This is a genomic window from Cellvibrio sp. PSBB023 (assembly GCF_002007605.1).
Classification (GTDB): domain Bacteria; phylum Pseudomonadota; class Gammaproteobacteria; order Pseudomonadales; family Cellvibrionaceae; genus Cellvibrio.
The window spans coordinates 2,983,766-2,999,401 of record NZ_CP019799.1 but is presented as its reverse complement, the minus strand read 5'-3'; the positions used below and the strand labels follow the sequence as shown (position 1 = coordinate 2,999,401).

The following is a 15,636-nucleotide window of genomic DNA, read 5'->3' as shown; positions in this document are numbered from 1 at the left end:
GATTTACTGAAAATACTCTTGTACCGAGGCCAGTACACCTTTGGCATAAAAACGCTCCAGCCATTGCGTGGTGGTGGCAATAAAGCGGCTTTCATCAATTAAATCCGTACCAAATACTTTTTGGATGCTGACTACGGCTTTCACCATCGCTGCAGGGTTGCCCTGGTTTGCATCGCAAGCGGCGCGCAGTTCAGATGCCAGCGGGTCAGACACTTCAATTGCATTGCCTTTTTCATCTACGCCCGAGACATAACGAATCCAGGCGGCAACGCCCAAACATAAAATATCGATATGACCATTGCCTGCTAATTGCTCGCGCAAGGTTTCCAATAAGCGTTGCGGTAATTTTTGTGAGCCATCCATCGCGATTTGCCAAGTGCGGTGTTTAAGTGCTTTGTTAGAGAAACGATCACGCAATTGTTGCTTATAAGCTTCAATATCAAAACCGGCAGGAGCAGTAACCGTTTCACCTGCTTCGCGTGCCATGTAAGTTTTTACCAAATTGACAAATGCAGGTTGCTCCATGACTTCGCTAATATAATCAAAACCGGAGAGGTATCCGGTGTAAGCCATGGTGGAGTGCGCGCCGTTTAGTAAACGCAATTTGATTTTTTCAAACACACGTACGTCTTCTACCAGAAGCACGCCAACCTTGTCCCATTCAGGGCGGCCATCGGCAAATTTATCTTCCACTACCCATTGTGAAAAGGGTTCGCACACAACCATGCCTTCATCGCGCAAGCCGAGGCGCGCTTCTATATCGCGGCGATCATCATCGGTAGTGGCAGGTACAATACGGTCAATCATAGTGCAGGGAAAGGTAGCATTTGCTTTAATCCACTGCGCAAATTCGGGAGATACTTTTTCTGCAAATTGCGAAACCACTTTTTCCAATACTTCACCATTATTTGGCAGGTTGTCGCAGCTTAATAAAGTAAAGGCTTTTTGGTTATTGTTAAAACGTTGTTGCAGGGCGGCGACTAAAAAACCAATTGCAGATACGGGTTTATCCAGATTTTGTAAGTCGTGAATAATATCCGGGTGATTGAGATTCAAATTACCGGTGGCGGGGTCGTGGCAATAACCTTTTTCAGTAATGGTGAGCGAAACAATTTTAATATTGGTGTCGGCCATTTGTGCGACCAATGCTGCCGGATTTTCCGGGCCAACCAATGTATCCAGTACCGCGCCAATCAATTGCAGTTTTTCACCTTCACCAGAGCGCTCTACCAATGTGTAGAGGCAGTCTTGCGGAACCAATTGATCGCGCACGCTGGCAGAGCGCAGGCTGCTTCCCACAATGCCCCAGTTACCGCCAAATTGATTGAGCACCGCCTCGGTATAAAATGCCTGGTGTGCGCGATGAAATGCGCCTATTCCCAAGTGCACTATACCTGCTGTTAATTGATCGCGGTTATAACGCGGCAGTGCAACATCGGCAGGCAATTCGGTAATCAGGTTTTTGTTCAAACGATTCATTGTGAAAATCCAATCAGTTGATGTAATAGAAATGTTAATCATCTTCGCCGCGCAAAATCGCTGGCAAATAAATGTGTGTTTTTACGCGAGTAAGAGTGATATATTTTGAACTCATTCTGTTTCGATAAAAATATTCTTTTTCTGAATATTATTGCGTAAAAAATTTAACGCTACCGTTTTTCATTCGTCTCCAATAACTCTGGAATTATCAAAATGGCACACATAGCAGCAATTGGCGAAGTCATGGTGGAGCTGGCTCCATTTCCTACTGCCGACAGTAATGGCCGCGAAATCATGGCCTTATCTTTTGCGGGTGATACCTACAACACGTCGGTGTATATGGCGCGCTTGGGGTTAACCACCGATTACGTTACCCAGTTGGGAGAAGACCCCTACAGTACGCAAATCATGCAGCGCATGGCGGGCGAAAATATTGGCACCGGGTTGATTAAACAACTGCCGGGTCGCTCGCCGGGTTTATACATTATTCGCAACACTCCCGATGGCGAACGCGAATTTTTTTACTGGCGTAAAGAAGCGCCCGCGCGTGAATTGTTTTCCTCCCAAGAGGCTGCCGATCAACTCTGCCAAAAGTTAGTGCATTGCAATTGCGTTTACCTGAGTGGTATTACCCTGGCGATTATCGGTGAAAAGTCGCGCGAGTTTTTGTACAACAGTTTGCATAAGTTGCGTCAGCAAGATGTGATAGTGGCATTTGACAGCAACTACCGTCCGCGCTTGTGGCGCGATAAAGCTGAAGCACAGCAAGCGATGTTGTCCATCATGCAGTACACCGATATCGCACTCTTGACGCTTGATGACGAGCAATTGCTTTGGGGGGACGATTCTGTTGAGGGCTGCAAAAAACGTTATGCCGCTTACAAGCTCAGCGAGCTGGTGCTAAAGCGCGGTGCTGATGATGCGATCATCATTACCCCTGACGAGGAATTGCGCGTACCGGTTCCACCGGTGCAGGGTGTCATTGATACGACAGGAGCAGGCGATACGTTTAACGCTGGCTATTTAGCAGGGCGCTTGCAAGGTAAATCGCTGGTGGATTCTGCCAAGCAAGGTATTCGCTGTGCCGGCATTATTATTCGCCATCGCGGTGCAATTATAGATAAGGCTATTTTTGATAAAGAACTTGGCGCTTAGGCCCTGTTGCGTTGCGCGAGTAAATCTCGCGCAACGCAGGTATAAACATCACACTTTTTTACTGCTGGCAGCGCAACATTTTTTTGCCGCGCTTACACAATTGGATCGACAGACCCCAAGGGTCGCGCATCATCACCAAATGTGATCCATCTTGAATGCGAACTTCTTCTGCAAAGCTCGCACCTACCGCTTCCAGTTCCGCACGTTTTTCTTCCGGGTTGTCGCACACAAATGCCAAGTGCACCAGTAGTGGACTCATGTTGGCATAATCAGGCACTTGATCGGGCGGGTTGTTGTAAATTTCCAACATTACATCGCCACTGTCATCGCCCAAAAAATGGGTGTTGGCGCCGCCATCCTGTTTGCGCACAATGTTCAAGCCCATATGCGCTACATACCAGGCCGCCATGGCGATAGGGTCTTTTACGTTCAGTGCAAAGTGTTCAATTTTCATAATCAACTATCTGCTTAGCGCTGCATAAAAAAGAGTGCCACAAGGGCACTCAGCAAGGGCTTACACAATATTTTTAACAATCGTTTCTACCATTTTCTTGGCATCACCAAACAACATCATGGTGTTGTCGCGGTGGAATAATTCGTTTTCTACACCTGAATAACCGGAGGCCATGGAGCGCTTCACAAACAATACCGTGCGCGCTTTTTCCACTTCCAAAATCGGCATACCAAAAATTGGGCTTTGCGGATTGGTTTTGGCGGCAGGGTTGGTAACATCGTTCGCGCCAATAACAAAAGCAACATCGGCTGTCTGGAACTCATTGTTGATGTCTTCCAGCTCAAATACTTCGTCATAAGGGACATTGGCTTCCGCCAGTAACACGTTCATGTGGCCGGGCATACGCCCTGCAACCGGATGAATGGCGTAACTGATTTTGACACCGGCTTTTTTCAATTCCTCACACATTTCACGTAGCGCATGCTGTGCCTGGGCAACTGCCATGCCGTAACCGGGAACAATAATCACTGACCCTGCATTTTTCATGATAAAGGCAGCATCTTCGGCACTGCCTCGTTTTACCGGGCGCTCTTCTGCGCTATCGGCGCCAGCTGCTGCAGAGGTATCTGCACCAAAACCACCAAGAATCACATTAAAGAACGAGCGGTTCATGCCTTTGCACATGATATAGGAGAGAATGGCGCCTGACGAGCCGACTAGTGCACCAGTGACAATTAATGCATCGTTGTGCAGAGTAAAACCAATGCCTGCAGCGGCCCAGCCGGAGTAGGAGTTAAGCATGGACACGACCACGGGCATATCCGCTCCGCCGATAGGAATAATCAGCAATACACCAATCACAAAGGCCAGCGCCGTCATGCCCCAGAATACCCAGGGGGATTGATCAACGCAGAAATAACCGATCAAACCGAGAATGGCTGCACCGAGAATCGCATTAATAAAATGTTGGCCGGCAAATACAATGGGCTTGCCTGATACCAAACCTTGCAGCTTGGTAAAAGCAATCACTGAGCCGGAAAAAGTGATTGCACCAATGACTACACCCAAGCCCATTTCAATTTTGCTAGCGATAAAAATCTCGCCTGCTGTATTCACAATACCAAAGGCTTCCGGGTTGCTAAACGCTGCACCAGCAACCAATACCGCCGCCATACCCACCAGGCTGTGAAATGCAGCGACCAGTTGTGGCATGGCCGTCATGGCAATCTTGCGCGCGATAAAAATACCAATGACCGCACCAATAGCGAGTGCAATAATAATCCAGCCATAGGAAGTAACTGCAGGGCTGAGTACGGTAGTGACTACGGCGATTAGCATACCCAGCATGCCAAACAGGTTGCCCTTACGCGATGTTTCCGGCGAGGACAAACCGCGCAGTGCCATAATAAACAGCACGGCAGCAACCAGATAAGCGAGTGATGTCAGGTTCTCATTGATGTTCGACATAATTATTTCTCCCCTGCTTTATTTTTCTTTTTATACATAGCGAGCATGCGGTGGGTGACGGTAAATCCACCAAAAATATTAATAGCTGCTAATACCATGGCGCAAAAGCCCAACACTTTTGACAGGCTCATGCCTTCCGGCCCCACAGCAATTAATGCACCTACAATAATCACGCTGGAAATGGCATTGGTCACTGCCATGAGCGGGGTGTGCAGGGCAGGAGTCACACTCCACACCACGTAGTAGCCGACAAAAATAGCGAGCACAAAAATCGATAACTGCGAAACAAAATTGGCTTCCATGATGATCTCCCGTTACGCCGCACTGGTTGGTTTGAAGTTGGGGTGAACAATATTTCCGTCGCGCGTGAGCACAGTGGCGGCAATAATTTCATCCTGCCAATTCACGGTGAATTGTTTATCCGCGTCGATCATGGGGGTTACAAAATTCAAAATATTTTTGGCGTAGAGCGCACTGGCATCAGCCGATAAGCGGCTGGGAATATTAAATAGGCCGATAATTGTCACGCCGTTAATTTCTACCACTTCACCCGGTTTGGTCAGGGTGCAGTTGCCGCCTTGTTCTGCGGCGAGATCGACAATGACTGAGCCCGGGCGCATGCTGTGTACCATCTCATCATTAATCAGTGTCGGTGCTTTACGACCGGGAATTAATGCGGTGCAAATGGCGATGTCTTGTTTTTTTAAGGTCTCGGCAACCAATTCAGCTTGGCGACGTTTGTAGTCATCGCTCATTTCTTTGGCGTAACCACCGGCGGTTTCCGCATTTTTTACTTCGTCGCTCTCCACCATCACAAATTTTCCGCCGAGGCTTTCCACTTGTTCTTTGGAAGCGGCGCGCACATCGGTCGCTGACACAATAGCGCCCAGGCGTTTGGCCGTGGCGATGGCCTGCAAACCGGCAACACCGGCACCGAGTACCATCACGCGCGCCGGTGCAATAGTTCCCGCCGCGGTCATCATCATTGGCATAGCGCGGTCATAGACATTGATGGCTTCCAATACCGCGCGATAACCGGCGAGGTTGGATTGTGAGCTGAGTACGTCCATGGATTGCGCACGGGTAATGCGCGGTACAAATTCCAGCGTGAGCGCAGTGATACCGGCATCGGCATATTGCTGAATCGCGCTGGGTTCGGCGTAGGGCGAGAGCATGGCGATCAGCAGTGCGCCGCGTTTCATCAAGGCGAGTTCGTTAATCTCGCCTTCACCGGCAAGCAGTGGGCGCTGTACTTTTAAGAGGATATCGGCGCTGCCAAGCAGGCTGACAATATCTGCACTGATGGTGGCGCCTGCGTCTTGATAGGCTTGGTTGCTGATGCGGCTGTTAATACCTGCATCCTGTTCAACTGCCACATCAAAACCCAGGGCGATAAATTTTTTTACGGTGTCAGGGGTTGCGGCAACACGGCGTTCGTGCGCGCGTCTCTCTTTGGTGATGACTATTTTCATTGTTGTCGTCTCGTTGGTGATGGCAAATGTTTGGCAGCACAGAATCCATCAATGGGTTATTGATGTGCCTGTTTTGTGGTAACGCCTTTGCAGGCACCGTCATTTGCTTTCTAGTAGTGGCCGGATGTTTCCGGTTATTGTTTTTTTAAGGGCGGGAATCCCCCCTTTTTGCAAAGGGGGAATGTATTCTTTAAACCACCGCCCCGATTTTCCAGGGGATAAATTCATTGTCGCCATAGCCAAGCAATTCGCTTTTGGTTTTTTTGCCGGAGGCAACCGCGAGAATTTCTTCAAAAATTTCTTGTCCGGATTGCTCCAGCGTCAATTCACCATCAATCACTTTGCCGCAGTTCAAATCCATATCCTCATTCATATGGGTATAGATTTTACTGTTGGTGGCCAGCTTGATACTGGGGGCAGGTTTGCAACCAAATGCCGAGCCGCGACCGGTGGTGAAACACAAAATTTGTGCGCCGGATGCAACCTGACCTGTAGCGGATACCGGGTCGTAACCCGGGCTATCCATAAACACAAAACCCTTGGTAGTAATTTCTTCGCCGTAGAGGAAAACATCCGTTAAATTGGTGGAGCCACTCTTGGCTTGAGCACCGAGGGATTTTTCAATAATGGTGGTCAATCCACCCGCTTTGTTACCGGGAGATGGATTGTTATTCAATTCAAAATCATTGCGTGCAGTGTAATCTTTCCACCACTCAATACGATCCAACAACTTTTGCGCGATTTCCGGTGATTGCGCGCGGCGAGTCAATAAATGCTCGGCGCCAAAAATTTCCGGCGTCTCCGACAAAATCACTGTGCCGCCATGGCGCACCAGAATATCGCCCGCAATACCAAGCGATGGGTTAGCGGTTACGCCGGACAGTGCGTCTGACCCGCCACATTGCAGGCCAATCACCAATTCGCTGGCTGGTACGGTTTCGCGCTGGCACTCATTGACCAGTGGCAGCATGGCGCGCAGCGTTTCAATGCCTTTTTCAATAGCAATGCGAGTGCCGCCAACATCCTGGATAGTAAAGGCGGTAAAGGTTTTGGAATCGGCCAGGCCGCACTCTTCCATTACGCGCTGGATTTGCATGGTTTCGCAGCCCAGGCCAACCATCATGACGCCACCAAAGTTCGGGTGACGCGCATAGCCGTTAAATGTGCGACGCAGTGTCTCGTAGCCTTCACCGTCGGAGCGCATGCCACAGCCGCTGTCGTGAGTCATGGCTACTACGCCATCGATGTTTGGGTACTTATCCAGCTCGCCGGAGAAGGTGAAATGCTGGGCAATCGCTTTAGCGACAGTGGCCGAGCAGTTAACCGTGGTGAGAATGCCCACATAATTGCGTGTACCGACCTTGCCATTGGGGCGTTTGTAGCCCTGAAAGGTCGCGCGCTGTTCAAGGGGAACAAAGTTGGTGGCTTTGGCTTCTTTGCTGAAGCCGTAATCTTTTTCCCACTCGCCCATTACACAATTGTGTACATGGACATGCTCGCCAGCGGCTATGTCGCGGCTGGCAAAGCCGATGGTCTGGCCATATTTCAGGATGGCCTCACCTTGGGTAATAGGGCGTATTGCCACTTTGTGCATGGCGGGGATGTCATTAAGCAATGTGACATCCTTCTCTACGAACAAAACACCAGCGGGCAGCGCTACCTTGCAAATTCCGACGTTATCACTGTCATGCAACACAATAATGCTATTCACGCTGATCTCTCTCTAAATGGGTTAACCGATGGAAGGTGGTGCACTCAGACGGATACACGGGATGTGCACCCAGGGTAAGTGCGCTGATTATATTCACTACCTGTGGCAGTGCGGGCGAGCCTTGGTCTGCTATGCCTTATAGAAGTGTAGTTCGCACCTGAACTTCTCGCGTATTGGCAGCTTGCGTCGCCTCACTTTTTCAGCCCTGAAAAAAAAGGCGCCTTGCGGCGCCTCAAAATCGGCAATGGTATTCGGTCAATACCGGGATCAAATCTACGCTGGAAAAATTCACTCCACAACCCATCGAAAATGGCAAAAAACCGCAATGTAACCGATTTCATTTGGAGGCAAAGGTCATTTTAGCCTGTTACACAAAATGCACTTGTTTAATAAGTGACAATTTGTCACTAAATTTCAAAAAATTAGGATGATTTATCTTTTTGGGAAATTAAAATTTTCTTAAATTATTTTTATCGATGTTTGTATGTATACGTTTACAAATCAATTGCTTATTAAATGTAAACGTATACATATGGCAAGGTGGGAAAAAAATACTCAAAAAAGGATTTTTGGGGAATTTTTTGGGAGCGCAGGTTGCATTTATCCAACATGACATCCAGAATGTTTTTCACTCTATATGAGGATGTGTATCTCTTTGGCACCTCTGTGCTGGATAAATGCACCGAACATTCATAAAAAGCTACAGCAGTGGCAGACAACACGAGAGCCAACATCAGTGACTGACTATTGCCTTCAACAGCCTAATCGTCGCACGTTTCTCGGTTTAACCCTCGCAGGTTTGGCCGGATCAGCGACCTTAACCAGTTTATCTGCTTGCAGCAGCCGCAAGGCTCCCGCCGCTTTCTCTGCCGACGCCTGGCGCAAGGCGGAAGAGATTCGCCAGCAAGTGCAGGTTCCCGAATTCCCTGAGCGTACCTTCGATGTTCGTCGCTTTGGCGCCAAAGCCGATGGTAAGCACGACAATAGCAAGGCGTTTGCGGCCGCCATTCAGGCGTGCCACGATGCCGGTGGCGGCAAAGTGCTCATCGCCGATGGTGACTACCTGACCGGTCCCATTCACCTCTTGTCCAACATCAACCTGCACATTGCTGAAGGTGCGCGGGTTCTCTTCATTACAGACCCTAATGCCTACTTACCTGCGGTGTTTACCCGCTGGGAAGGCATGGAGTTAATGGGTTATTCGCCGCTCATTTATGCCTACGGCCAAACCAATATCGCCATTACGGGTAAAGGTGTGTTGGATGGTCAGGCAAATCGCACTACCTGGTGGCCCTGGAAAGGTGGCGCCTGGAAGGGCGGCACCGACTGGAGTGTGCCTGGTTTTCCAACCCAGGATGCCGCACGCGATAAGTTGATGGCGGATATGGAAAATGGTGTGCCGGTTGCCGAGCGTATCTATGCCGATGGCGCCAATTTACGTCCACCCTTCATCCAGCCCTACGCCTGTAAAAATGTATTGATTGAAGGCGTGACCATTACCAACGCGCCTTTCTGGCTACTCAATCCGGTGCTGTGTGAAAACGTCACTGTTGATGGTGTTAGCTGTGTTAGCCATGGCCCCAACTCCGATGGTTGTGACCCTGAATCCTGCAAAAACGTTGTGATCAAAAATTGTCTGTTTGACACGGGTGATGACTGCATCGCTATTAAATCCGGGCGCAATGCCGATGGTCGTCGTTTGAATGTACCAACGGAAAATGTAGTGATCAGTCACTGCAAAATGCGTGAAGGTCACGGTGGTGTGGTGATTGGCAGCGAAATTTCTGGCGGTGTGCGCAATGTTTTTGTCGAGCATTGTGAAATGAGCAGCCCGGATCTGGATCGCGGCATTCGCATTAAAACCAATTCCGTGCGTGGCGGTGTGATCGAAAATTTCTTCTTGCGTGATATCACGATTGGTGAAGTGACAACCGCCATTGTTATCGACTTTGACTACGAAGAGGGCGATGCCGGTAAGTTTACACCCACGGTGCGCAATATCGATATTCGTGATTTGCACTGCGAAAACGCCAAACATGTCTTTCAGGTGCGTGGTTACAAACGCTCGCCGATTCAAAACCTGCACCTTACCAATTGTCACTTTAAACAAGTGCAGGATGTTGGATTGTTGGAGCAGCTGGAAGACTTCTCAGCCACTAATGTCACGATTAAAGGCGTTCCGTTTAAAGTGTGATAGCGCTTTTACAGCGTGAAGTAATTTGTATTGTTTTTGATACAACAAAATTAACTATAAACAACTAAATGGCCACTTTTTTTAACTGAATTAATCAAAGTGGCCTTGTATCAACTAGGGTTAATCCAGTTGATGAAAGAATTACAAATAAAAACAGATGTATTGCTTTTATGGCGTAACGGTCTGTGATGTTTGTGAAAACCGTCAGCGCAGAAACCATAAAAATGCGTTGACACAGCTCCGCTAGCTCAATGTATTTAATCACAATAAAAGATGGGGAATAGCTATGAGAAAGTTTACGTTTAATCCACTTGTGTTGGCCATGGCAGCTTGTGTGGTGCCTGTGTCTACCTATGCGCAAGATGACAGTACGTTGGAAGAGGTTGTTGTAACTGGCAGCTTCCGTGAGAGTTTGAATAACGCGCTTAATATCAAAAAGAACTCATCTGGTTTTGTTGATGCAATTGTCGCATCAGATATTGCTGAGTTTCCAGATAACAACCTTGCGGAATCGTTGCAGCGTGTTCCGGGTGTTGCTATTCAGCGCTCTGGTGGTGAAGGGCGTGGTATTACCGTTCGTGGCTTAGGTCCAACCTTTACGACTGTTCGTTTGAATGGTATGGAAACTGTTGCCACTACTGGTGGTACAGATGCGGTAGGTGGTAATAATCGTGGGCGCGGTTTTGACTTTAATACCTTTTCTTCTGATTTGTTTAGCTCTTTGACTGTACGCAAAACAAATAGCGCTGAAGTGCAAGAGGGGTCTTTGGGAGCAACTGTTGATCTGAAAGCAGCGCAGCCTTTTGATTATGATGGCTTTGTGTTAACAGCTTCTAGTTCGTTAGGCTATAACGATCTTTCAGAAAAAACAGATCCCAGTGCTGCATTTCTGGTAAGCAACATTTTTGCTGATGGAAAGTTTGGCGCACTGTTTTCTTTATCTTACTCTGAGCGCCAAGTTCAAGATGATGGTACAAGTACCGGGCGCTGGTCAAATGCGGCGGGTGATCGTTTTAATCGTCGCCAATTAAGCAGTGATGCAACTCCAGTGGTTATTGCTGCGAGCGATGAAATTAACACTGCATTTCACCCACGTCTTCCTCGTTACGATTCATACAAACATGAGCTGGAGCGCCTAGGTGCAAGCCTGTCATTACAGTTCAGGCCAACTGATTCTACGGAGATTAGTGTTGACTCCTTGTTTGCAAAATTCGATGCAACTCGCGAAGAGACATTTTTCTCAACCGTTCTTAACGGTACTATTGGCAGTAATGCGGCAAATCCAACGATGAATATGATCGTTAGAGATTATGAAATCGCTAATGGTAATCTTGTCTATGCTGACATTGATAACGCTCGTTTGTGGTCCGAAAATCGTTTTGATGAGATGTCAACTGACTTCTCGCAAACAACAGTAACATTGAAACAAGACTTTACTGATCGTTTCCGTGCTAAAGCAATGATTGGCACAACCAAATCTGATTATGATAATCCTATTCAAAATACCGTTATTATGATCGCAAATGGTCAGGACTTTACTTATGACTATCGTGATTACGATAGTCCTGTGTTGACCTTTGGTGATAGTGCATACAACAAATCTTCATGGGTTACCAGCAGTATCAGACAGCGTCCACAGGCAACAATCAATGAAAACGATGCAGGTACTCTTGCATTCGAGTTTGATGCCACAGAGTCCATTAAGCTCAAAGCCGGTGTTGATTATAAGGACTTCAATTTCAGTACAACTGAAAGTCGAATCAACGAAGGTACTCAAGGTGTAAATATTCAATCGAATGCCGATTATATTGTTGAATATGATTCAGGTCTGGGTGATGGTCGTAACTGGCTTATCCCAAATAGAGCATTAATCATGTCAGCGAATAATCTTTTTGATGCGCCATTAACGAAACAGTATGCCGCTATCTATGACATCAATGAAACAACCACTGGTGTTTACGTTCAAGCTGATTTCAATTTTGAATTAGCCGGCGTACCTGTTCGTGGTGATATAGGTGTAAGACGTTTTGAAACTGACCAGACCGCCGCTGGCTATGATAATGCTGGCACTCGATTGTCTGTTGATCATAGTTACTCAGACACTTTGCCATCTCTTAATATTGTTGTAGAGCCCATAGAAGATTTTCTTGTTCGCTTTGCGGCATCAGAAGGTATTGCTCGTGCAGGTTTGGGGGCATTAGCTCCAAGTACAAACGTATCTGTTTCGGGTAATGCGTTCACTGTAAGTAGTGGTAACCCTTATCTTGAGCCAACGAAAGCAAAAAGCTATGACTTGGGTTTTGAGTGGTACTTTGCTGAAGGTGCAAGCATCGGTGTAACTCTATTCCAAAAAGAGATAGAAAGTTTTGCTCAGACTGCTCGCTTGAGTACTACCTACACCAATCTGATGGCTGAGTTAGGTTTGTCTCTGGATACAATGATTGCTGCATGTGGCAGCAATACAAGTTGTACTGCTGATGCTGATTGGGGTTACAGTACTCAAGTGAATAGCCCAGGCGGCGATTTAACTGGTTATGAAGTGAGTTACCAGCAACCATTTACTTTCTTGCCTGGTTTTTGGTCTAACTTTGGTGCGATTGTTTCCTATACTTCCGTAGATTCTGATCTTGATTATTTAAATGCGACAACTCGCTTAGTTGAGCGTACTAGCCCATTGGTTAACCTGTCTGACGAGACTTATGCCGCAACTCTCTATTATGAGCAAGACAACTTTGGTGGGCGTGTATCGCTTGTTAGCAGAAGTGATTATCTCACTACCGCAGTTGGCCGAAATGGAAACTATGAAGAGGGCACAAACGGCACTTTGAATATCGATGCTACGATCAACTACACCATCAATGATAATTGGAAGGTGACTTTCGAAGCTTTGAATTTAACTGACGAAGCTGATGATCAGTGGGTTGGTAACATGGGTAGCAATGAGCGCCTGTCTTACTATCACCAAACTGGCCGCCAGTACTACGTTGGTGCGCAATATAAGTTTTAATATGTAGTTGTTGTTAAAGCCAACAGGGATGCCAGCTTGCTGGCATCCCTATTTGATTATTTAGGATGTGCGATTTTTTTACAGCGCGTTTGTGCGCAGAGGTAATGCTCAATCTGTGATTGGGTCTTAAGCGATTAAGAGGTGAAACACGTGAGTTTATTGTTAAACAGCATCGCATCCCGCAAGCTTATTTACGGCGGACTTCTTTTGGTAGCAATCACCGGTTGCTCCCCCGAAAAAGCCAGTGAACAACAAACCAGTGCCGCAGCCCCTGCACCCGCTACCCAGGGTCAATATCAGGTGGCTACTGCTGAAATCAGCAATGCCAATGATTTTTCCTTGCAGCAAGAACCTGTTTATTTTTCGTTTTATGATTTAGGCATAGATTCAAACGATGCAGCCAAACTGGCTGTATTGGTAGGTGATCAAGTTCAAGCATCGCAAAGTGTCGATACCGATGGCGATGGTGCACTGGATGGCTTGTTATTTGTTTCTGATTTCGCTCCTGCAGAGCGTAAAAATTTTGTTATCTCAACCGATCCTGCAATCGTAAAGCCTGCGCTGAAAAAACAAACCCAGGCTGAAATTTCCATCAAAGAAGGTGGGGAGTGGAACGGCAAGGTTTATGAAGGTGGTACGTTTAAAAATGTGGATAGCGTAAATCCACCGCCACAATATACCGATCACTCCTATTGGATTCGCTATGAAGGCCCGGGTATAGAGTCCGATAAAGTCGCGTATCGCATTTATCTGGATTGGCGTAACGGTTTTGATATTTTTGGTAAAAGAGTCAGCGATGTAGTTTTACAAAATGTTGGCTTGGATGGTTATGAATCCTATCATCACAATGAAGATTGGGGTGTGGATGTATTAAAAGTGGGCAAGTCGCTCGGCATGGGCGGCTTTGGTTTTTGGAATGGTAAAAGTGTTGAGCTGGTATCCCAAACCGAAAGTCGCTCCGCCACCCTCACCAATAATGGCGATATTTATTCCGGCTTTAAAATTAATTACAACGGCTGGCAAGTGAACAATCAAAAGCTTGATATGACCGCGCATTTTGCGATGAATGCGGGAAGCCGTTTAGTGAAAGTGAACCTGAGTAAAACCGAGCGCCTGCCCAATATGGCAATTGGCTTGGTCAAGCATCCCGGCACTAGTTTACTGCAAGGTAATCAAGACATCAGTGGTTACGCGTGGACTTATGTTGCCAGTTGGGGCAAGCAAAGTTTGAGCGGTGAAAACGATCATTTGGGAATGGCAATTATTTTCCGCCGCGATGATCGTGCCCAGCAAACTGAAGATGAAACCTCTTATGTGTCTGTGATGAAGGATAAGGGCGGTCAGTTGGAGTATTACTTTCTGGCAGCATGGGAACATGAGTTGGATGGTGTTAAAACGGAAGCAGAGTTTAAGGCCTACCTTGATCGCGAAGTGCTGCGCTTAACCAAAGAGCCGCGTGTGCGTTTTGAATCCACATTGAGTGCAGAAGCGAAAAAGAAACCGCTGACCGCTGATGTTGCCTTGAACTGGACCAAGGCATTGGCTGACTCCGAGCTTGATCGTAAAACCCTCAATTATCATTACCAGGGTTGGGATGAAAATCGTCGCCGTCCATCCAAATTTGAGTACGATGTAGTGGGCTTGCAAATCATGGCATTGCAGGCGCTGAACGAGGTGAGTCCCGACGCACGTTATGTTGATGCAGCAGAAAAGGTAACGGGCAGTTTTATTGCCGACGACGGACACATCCATACCTTTGAGCCGGAATTGTTTAGCATCGACCTGACCAAGCCGGGTGATGTTGTAATGGTGTTGGAGCAGCGCACCGGTGAAGAAAAATACCGCAAAGCGGTTGATTTTTTGCGTGAAAATTTAAAGCGTCATCCACGCACTAGCGGTGGTGCCTTTTGGCATCGTTCTACTTACCCCAATCAGTTGTGGTTGGATGGCGTTTATATGGGGATGCCGTTCCTCGCACAATACGCCGCATTGTATGAAACTGGTGAACAGCAGCATGAAAGTTTCAAAGAGGCCGTTCATGAATTTGTTATCGCTCGCGAGCAATTGCGTAATCCCGATACCGGTTTGTATTACCACGCGTGGGACGAATCCAAAAAAGCACCTTGGGCAAATAAAGAAACTGGTCAGGCCTCGCAATACTGGCTGCGTGGTTTAGGCTGGTACGCTATGGCCTTGGTGGATGTGTTGGATTATCTGCCGGAGTCAGAAACTGAATTGCGCAAGACAATGATTGATATCGCACAGGAATTAGCGGCTGATTTAGTACGCTATCAGGATGCCGAGACGGGTACCTGGTGGCAAATTCTGGATAAGCCGGGCGCTATAGCCAACTATCGCGAATCCAGTGGCAGCGCGATGTTTACTTATTTCTATGCAAAAGCGGTCAATAAAGGCTATTTGCCTGAGTCCTATCGCGATGTGGCGATCAAGGCTTATCAAGGGTTGATCAACGAGTTTGTCACGGTTCATAAAGATGGCAAGATCAGTATGACAGATCAGTGTTTGGTGGCTGGTTTGGGATTTGGACGTGACGGCAGTTACGATTACTACATGACCGAGCGTATTTTTTCCAACGATGCCAAAGGCAATGGACCGTTTATTTTTGCCGGTGTCGAAATGTATAAATTACTCAAACAATAATAATCATCTGCGCTTGCTTGTATGCATTTACTACGG

General features: G+C 47.3%; 10 protein-coding genes. 4 read left to right on the top strand and 6 right to left on the bottom strand.

The genetic code is table 11. From position 1 onward, the window contains the following. Window positions 1-3: 3 nt before the first annotated feature. Window positions 4-1,479: a mannitol dehydrogenase family protein gene (locus B0D95_RS13075; RefSeq protein ID WP_078044301.1), complete on the bottom strand. Its 1,476-nt coding sequence runs from the start codon at window positions 1,477-1,479 to the stop codon at window positions 4-6. Between the two features lie 213 nt (window positions 1,480-1,692). Here B0D95_RS13075 and B0D95_RS13070 point away from each other — a divergent pair, with 213 nt between their 5' ends. Then, a complete protein-coding gene (locus tag B0D95_RS13070) occupies window positions 1,693-2,634 on the top strand; it encodes a sugar kinase (protein ID WP_078044300.1) in 942 nt (313 codons plus the stop codon). Between the two features lie 58 nt (window positions 2,635-2,692). Here the strand turns inward: B0D95_RS13070 and B0D95_RS13065 are convergent, their stop codons facing one another. The 5 genes from B0D95_RS13065 to B0D95_RS13045 form a co-directional block, all read right to left on the bottom strand. Next, on the bottom strand, window positions 2,693-3,088 hold the full coding sequence (locus B0D95_RS13065; RefSeq protein ID WP_078044299.1) for a VOC family protein: 396 nt from the start codon (window positions 3,086-3,088) through the stop codon (window positions 2,693-2,695). A gap of 60 nt (window positions 3,089-3,148) precedes the next feature. Beyond that, the gene (locus tag B0D95_RS13060) at window positions 3,149-4,555 is read right to left on the bottom strand and encodes an NAD(P)(+) transhydrogenase (Re/Si-specific) subunit beta (protein ID WP_078044298.1); all 1,407 of its coding nucleotides are present in this window, start codon (window positions 4,553-4,555) and stop codon (window positions 3,149-3,151) included. A gap of 2 nt (window positions 4,556-4,557) precedes the next feature. Continuing rightward, entirely contained in the window at window positions 4,558-4,857 is a 300-nt protein-coding gene (locus B0D95_RS13055; protein ID WP_078044297.1) for an NAD(P) transhydrogenase subunit alpha, read from the bottom strand. A 12-nt stretch (window positions 4,858-4,869) separates the two neighbouring features. Next, on the bottom strand, window positions 4,870-6,027 hold the full coding sequence (locus B0D95_RS13050; protein ID WP_078044296.1) for a Re/Si-specific NAD(P)(+) transhydrogenase subunit alpha: 1,158 nt from the start codon (window positions 6,025-6,027) through the stop codon (window positions 4,870-4,872). Between the two features lie 190 nt (window positions 6,028-6,217). Continuing rightward, window positions 6,218-7,738, bottom strand: coding sequence for a UxaA family hydrolase (locus B0D95_RS13045; protein ID WP_078044295.1), 1,521 nt, complete (start codon window positions 7,736-7,738; stop codon window positions 6,218-6,220). A 643-nt stretch (window positions 7,739-8,381) separates the two neighbouring features. Here B0D95_RS13045 and B0D95_RS13040 point away from each other — a divergent pair. From B0D95_RS13040 to B0D95_RS13030, 3 genes are all read left to right on the top strand, one after another. Next, the gene (locus B0D95_RS13040) at window positions 8,382-9,932 is read left to right on the top strand and encodes a glycoside hydrolase family 28 protein (protein ID WP_078044294.1); all 1,551 of its coding nucleotides are present in this window, start codon (window positions 8,382-8,384) and stop codon (window positions 9,930-9,932) included. 286 nt (window positions 9,933-10,218) lie between these two features. After that, window positions 10,219-12,939, top strand: coding sequence for a TonB-dependent receptor (locus B0D95_RS13035; RefSeq protein WP_078044293.1), 2,721 nt, complete (start codon window positions 10,219-10,221; stop codon window positions 12,937-12,939). 150 nt (window positions 12,940-13,089) lie between these two features. Further along, complete coding sequence (locus B0D95_RS13030; protein WP_246841603.1) at window positions 13,090-15,600, top strand: glycoside hydrolase family 88 protein; 2,511 nt, start codon at window positions 13,090-13,092, stop codon at window positions 15,598-15,600. The last annotated feature ends 36 nt before the right edge of the window (window positions 15,601-15,636 follow it).

Bases quoted from the DNA above. Each gene is read 5' to 3' on its own strand.
- B0D95_RS13035 (WP_078044293.1), top strand. From the start codon at position 10,219: ATGAGAAAGTTTACGTTTAATCCACTTGTGTTGGCCATGGCAGCTTGT.
- B0D95_RS13050 (WP_078044296.1), bottom strand. From the start codon at position 6,027: ATGAAAATAGTCATCACCAAAGAGAGACGCGCGCACGAACGCCGTGTT.
- B0D95_RS13065 (WP_078044299.1), bottom strand. From the start codon at position 3,088: ATGAAAATTGAACACTTTGCACTGAACGTAAAAGACCCTATCGCCATG.
- B0D95_RS13060 (WP_078044298.1), bottom strand. From the start codon at position 4,555: ATGTCGAACATCAATGAGAACCTGACATCACTCGCTTATCTGGTTGCT.
- B0D95_RS13040 (WP_078044294.1), top strand. From the start codon at position 8,382: ATGTGTATCTCTTTGGCACCTCTGTGCTGGATAAATGCACCGAACATT.
- B0D95_RS13055 (WP_078044297.1), bottom strand. From the start codon at position 4,857: ATGGAAGCCAATTTTGTTTCGCAGTTATCGATTTTTGTGCTCGCTATT.
- B0D95_RS13075 (WP_078044301.1), bottom strand. From the start codon at position 1,479: ATGAATCGTTTGAACAAAAACCTGATTACCGAATTGCCTGCCGATGTT.
- B0D95_RS13070 (WP_078044300.1), top strand. From the start codon at position 1,693: ATGGCACACATAGCAGCAATTGGCGAAGTCATGGTGGAGCTGGCTCCA.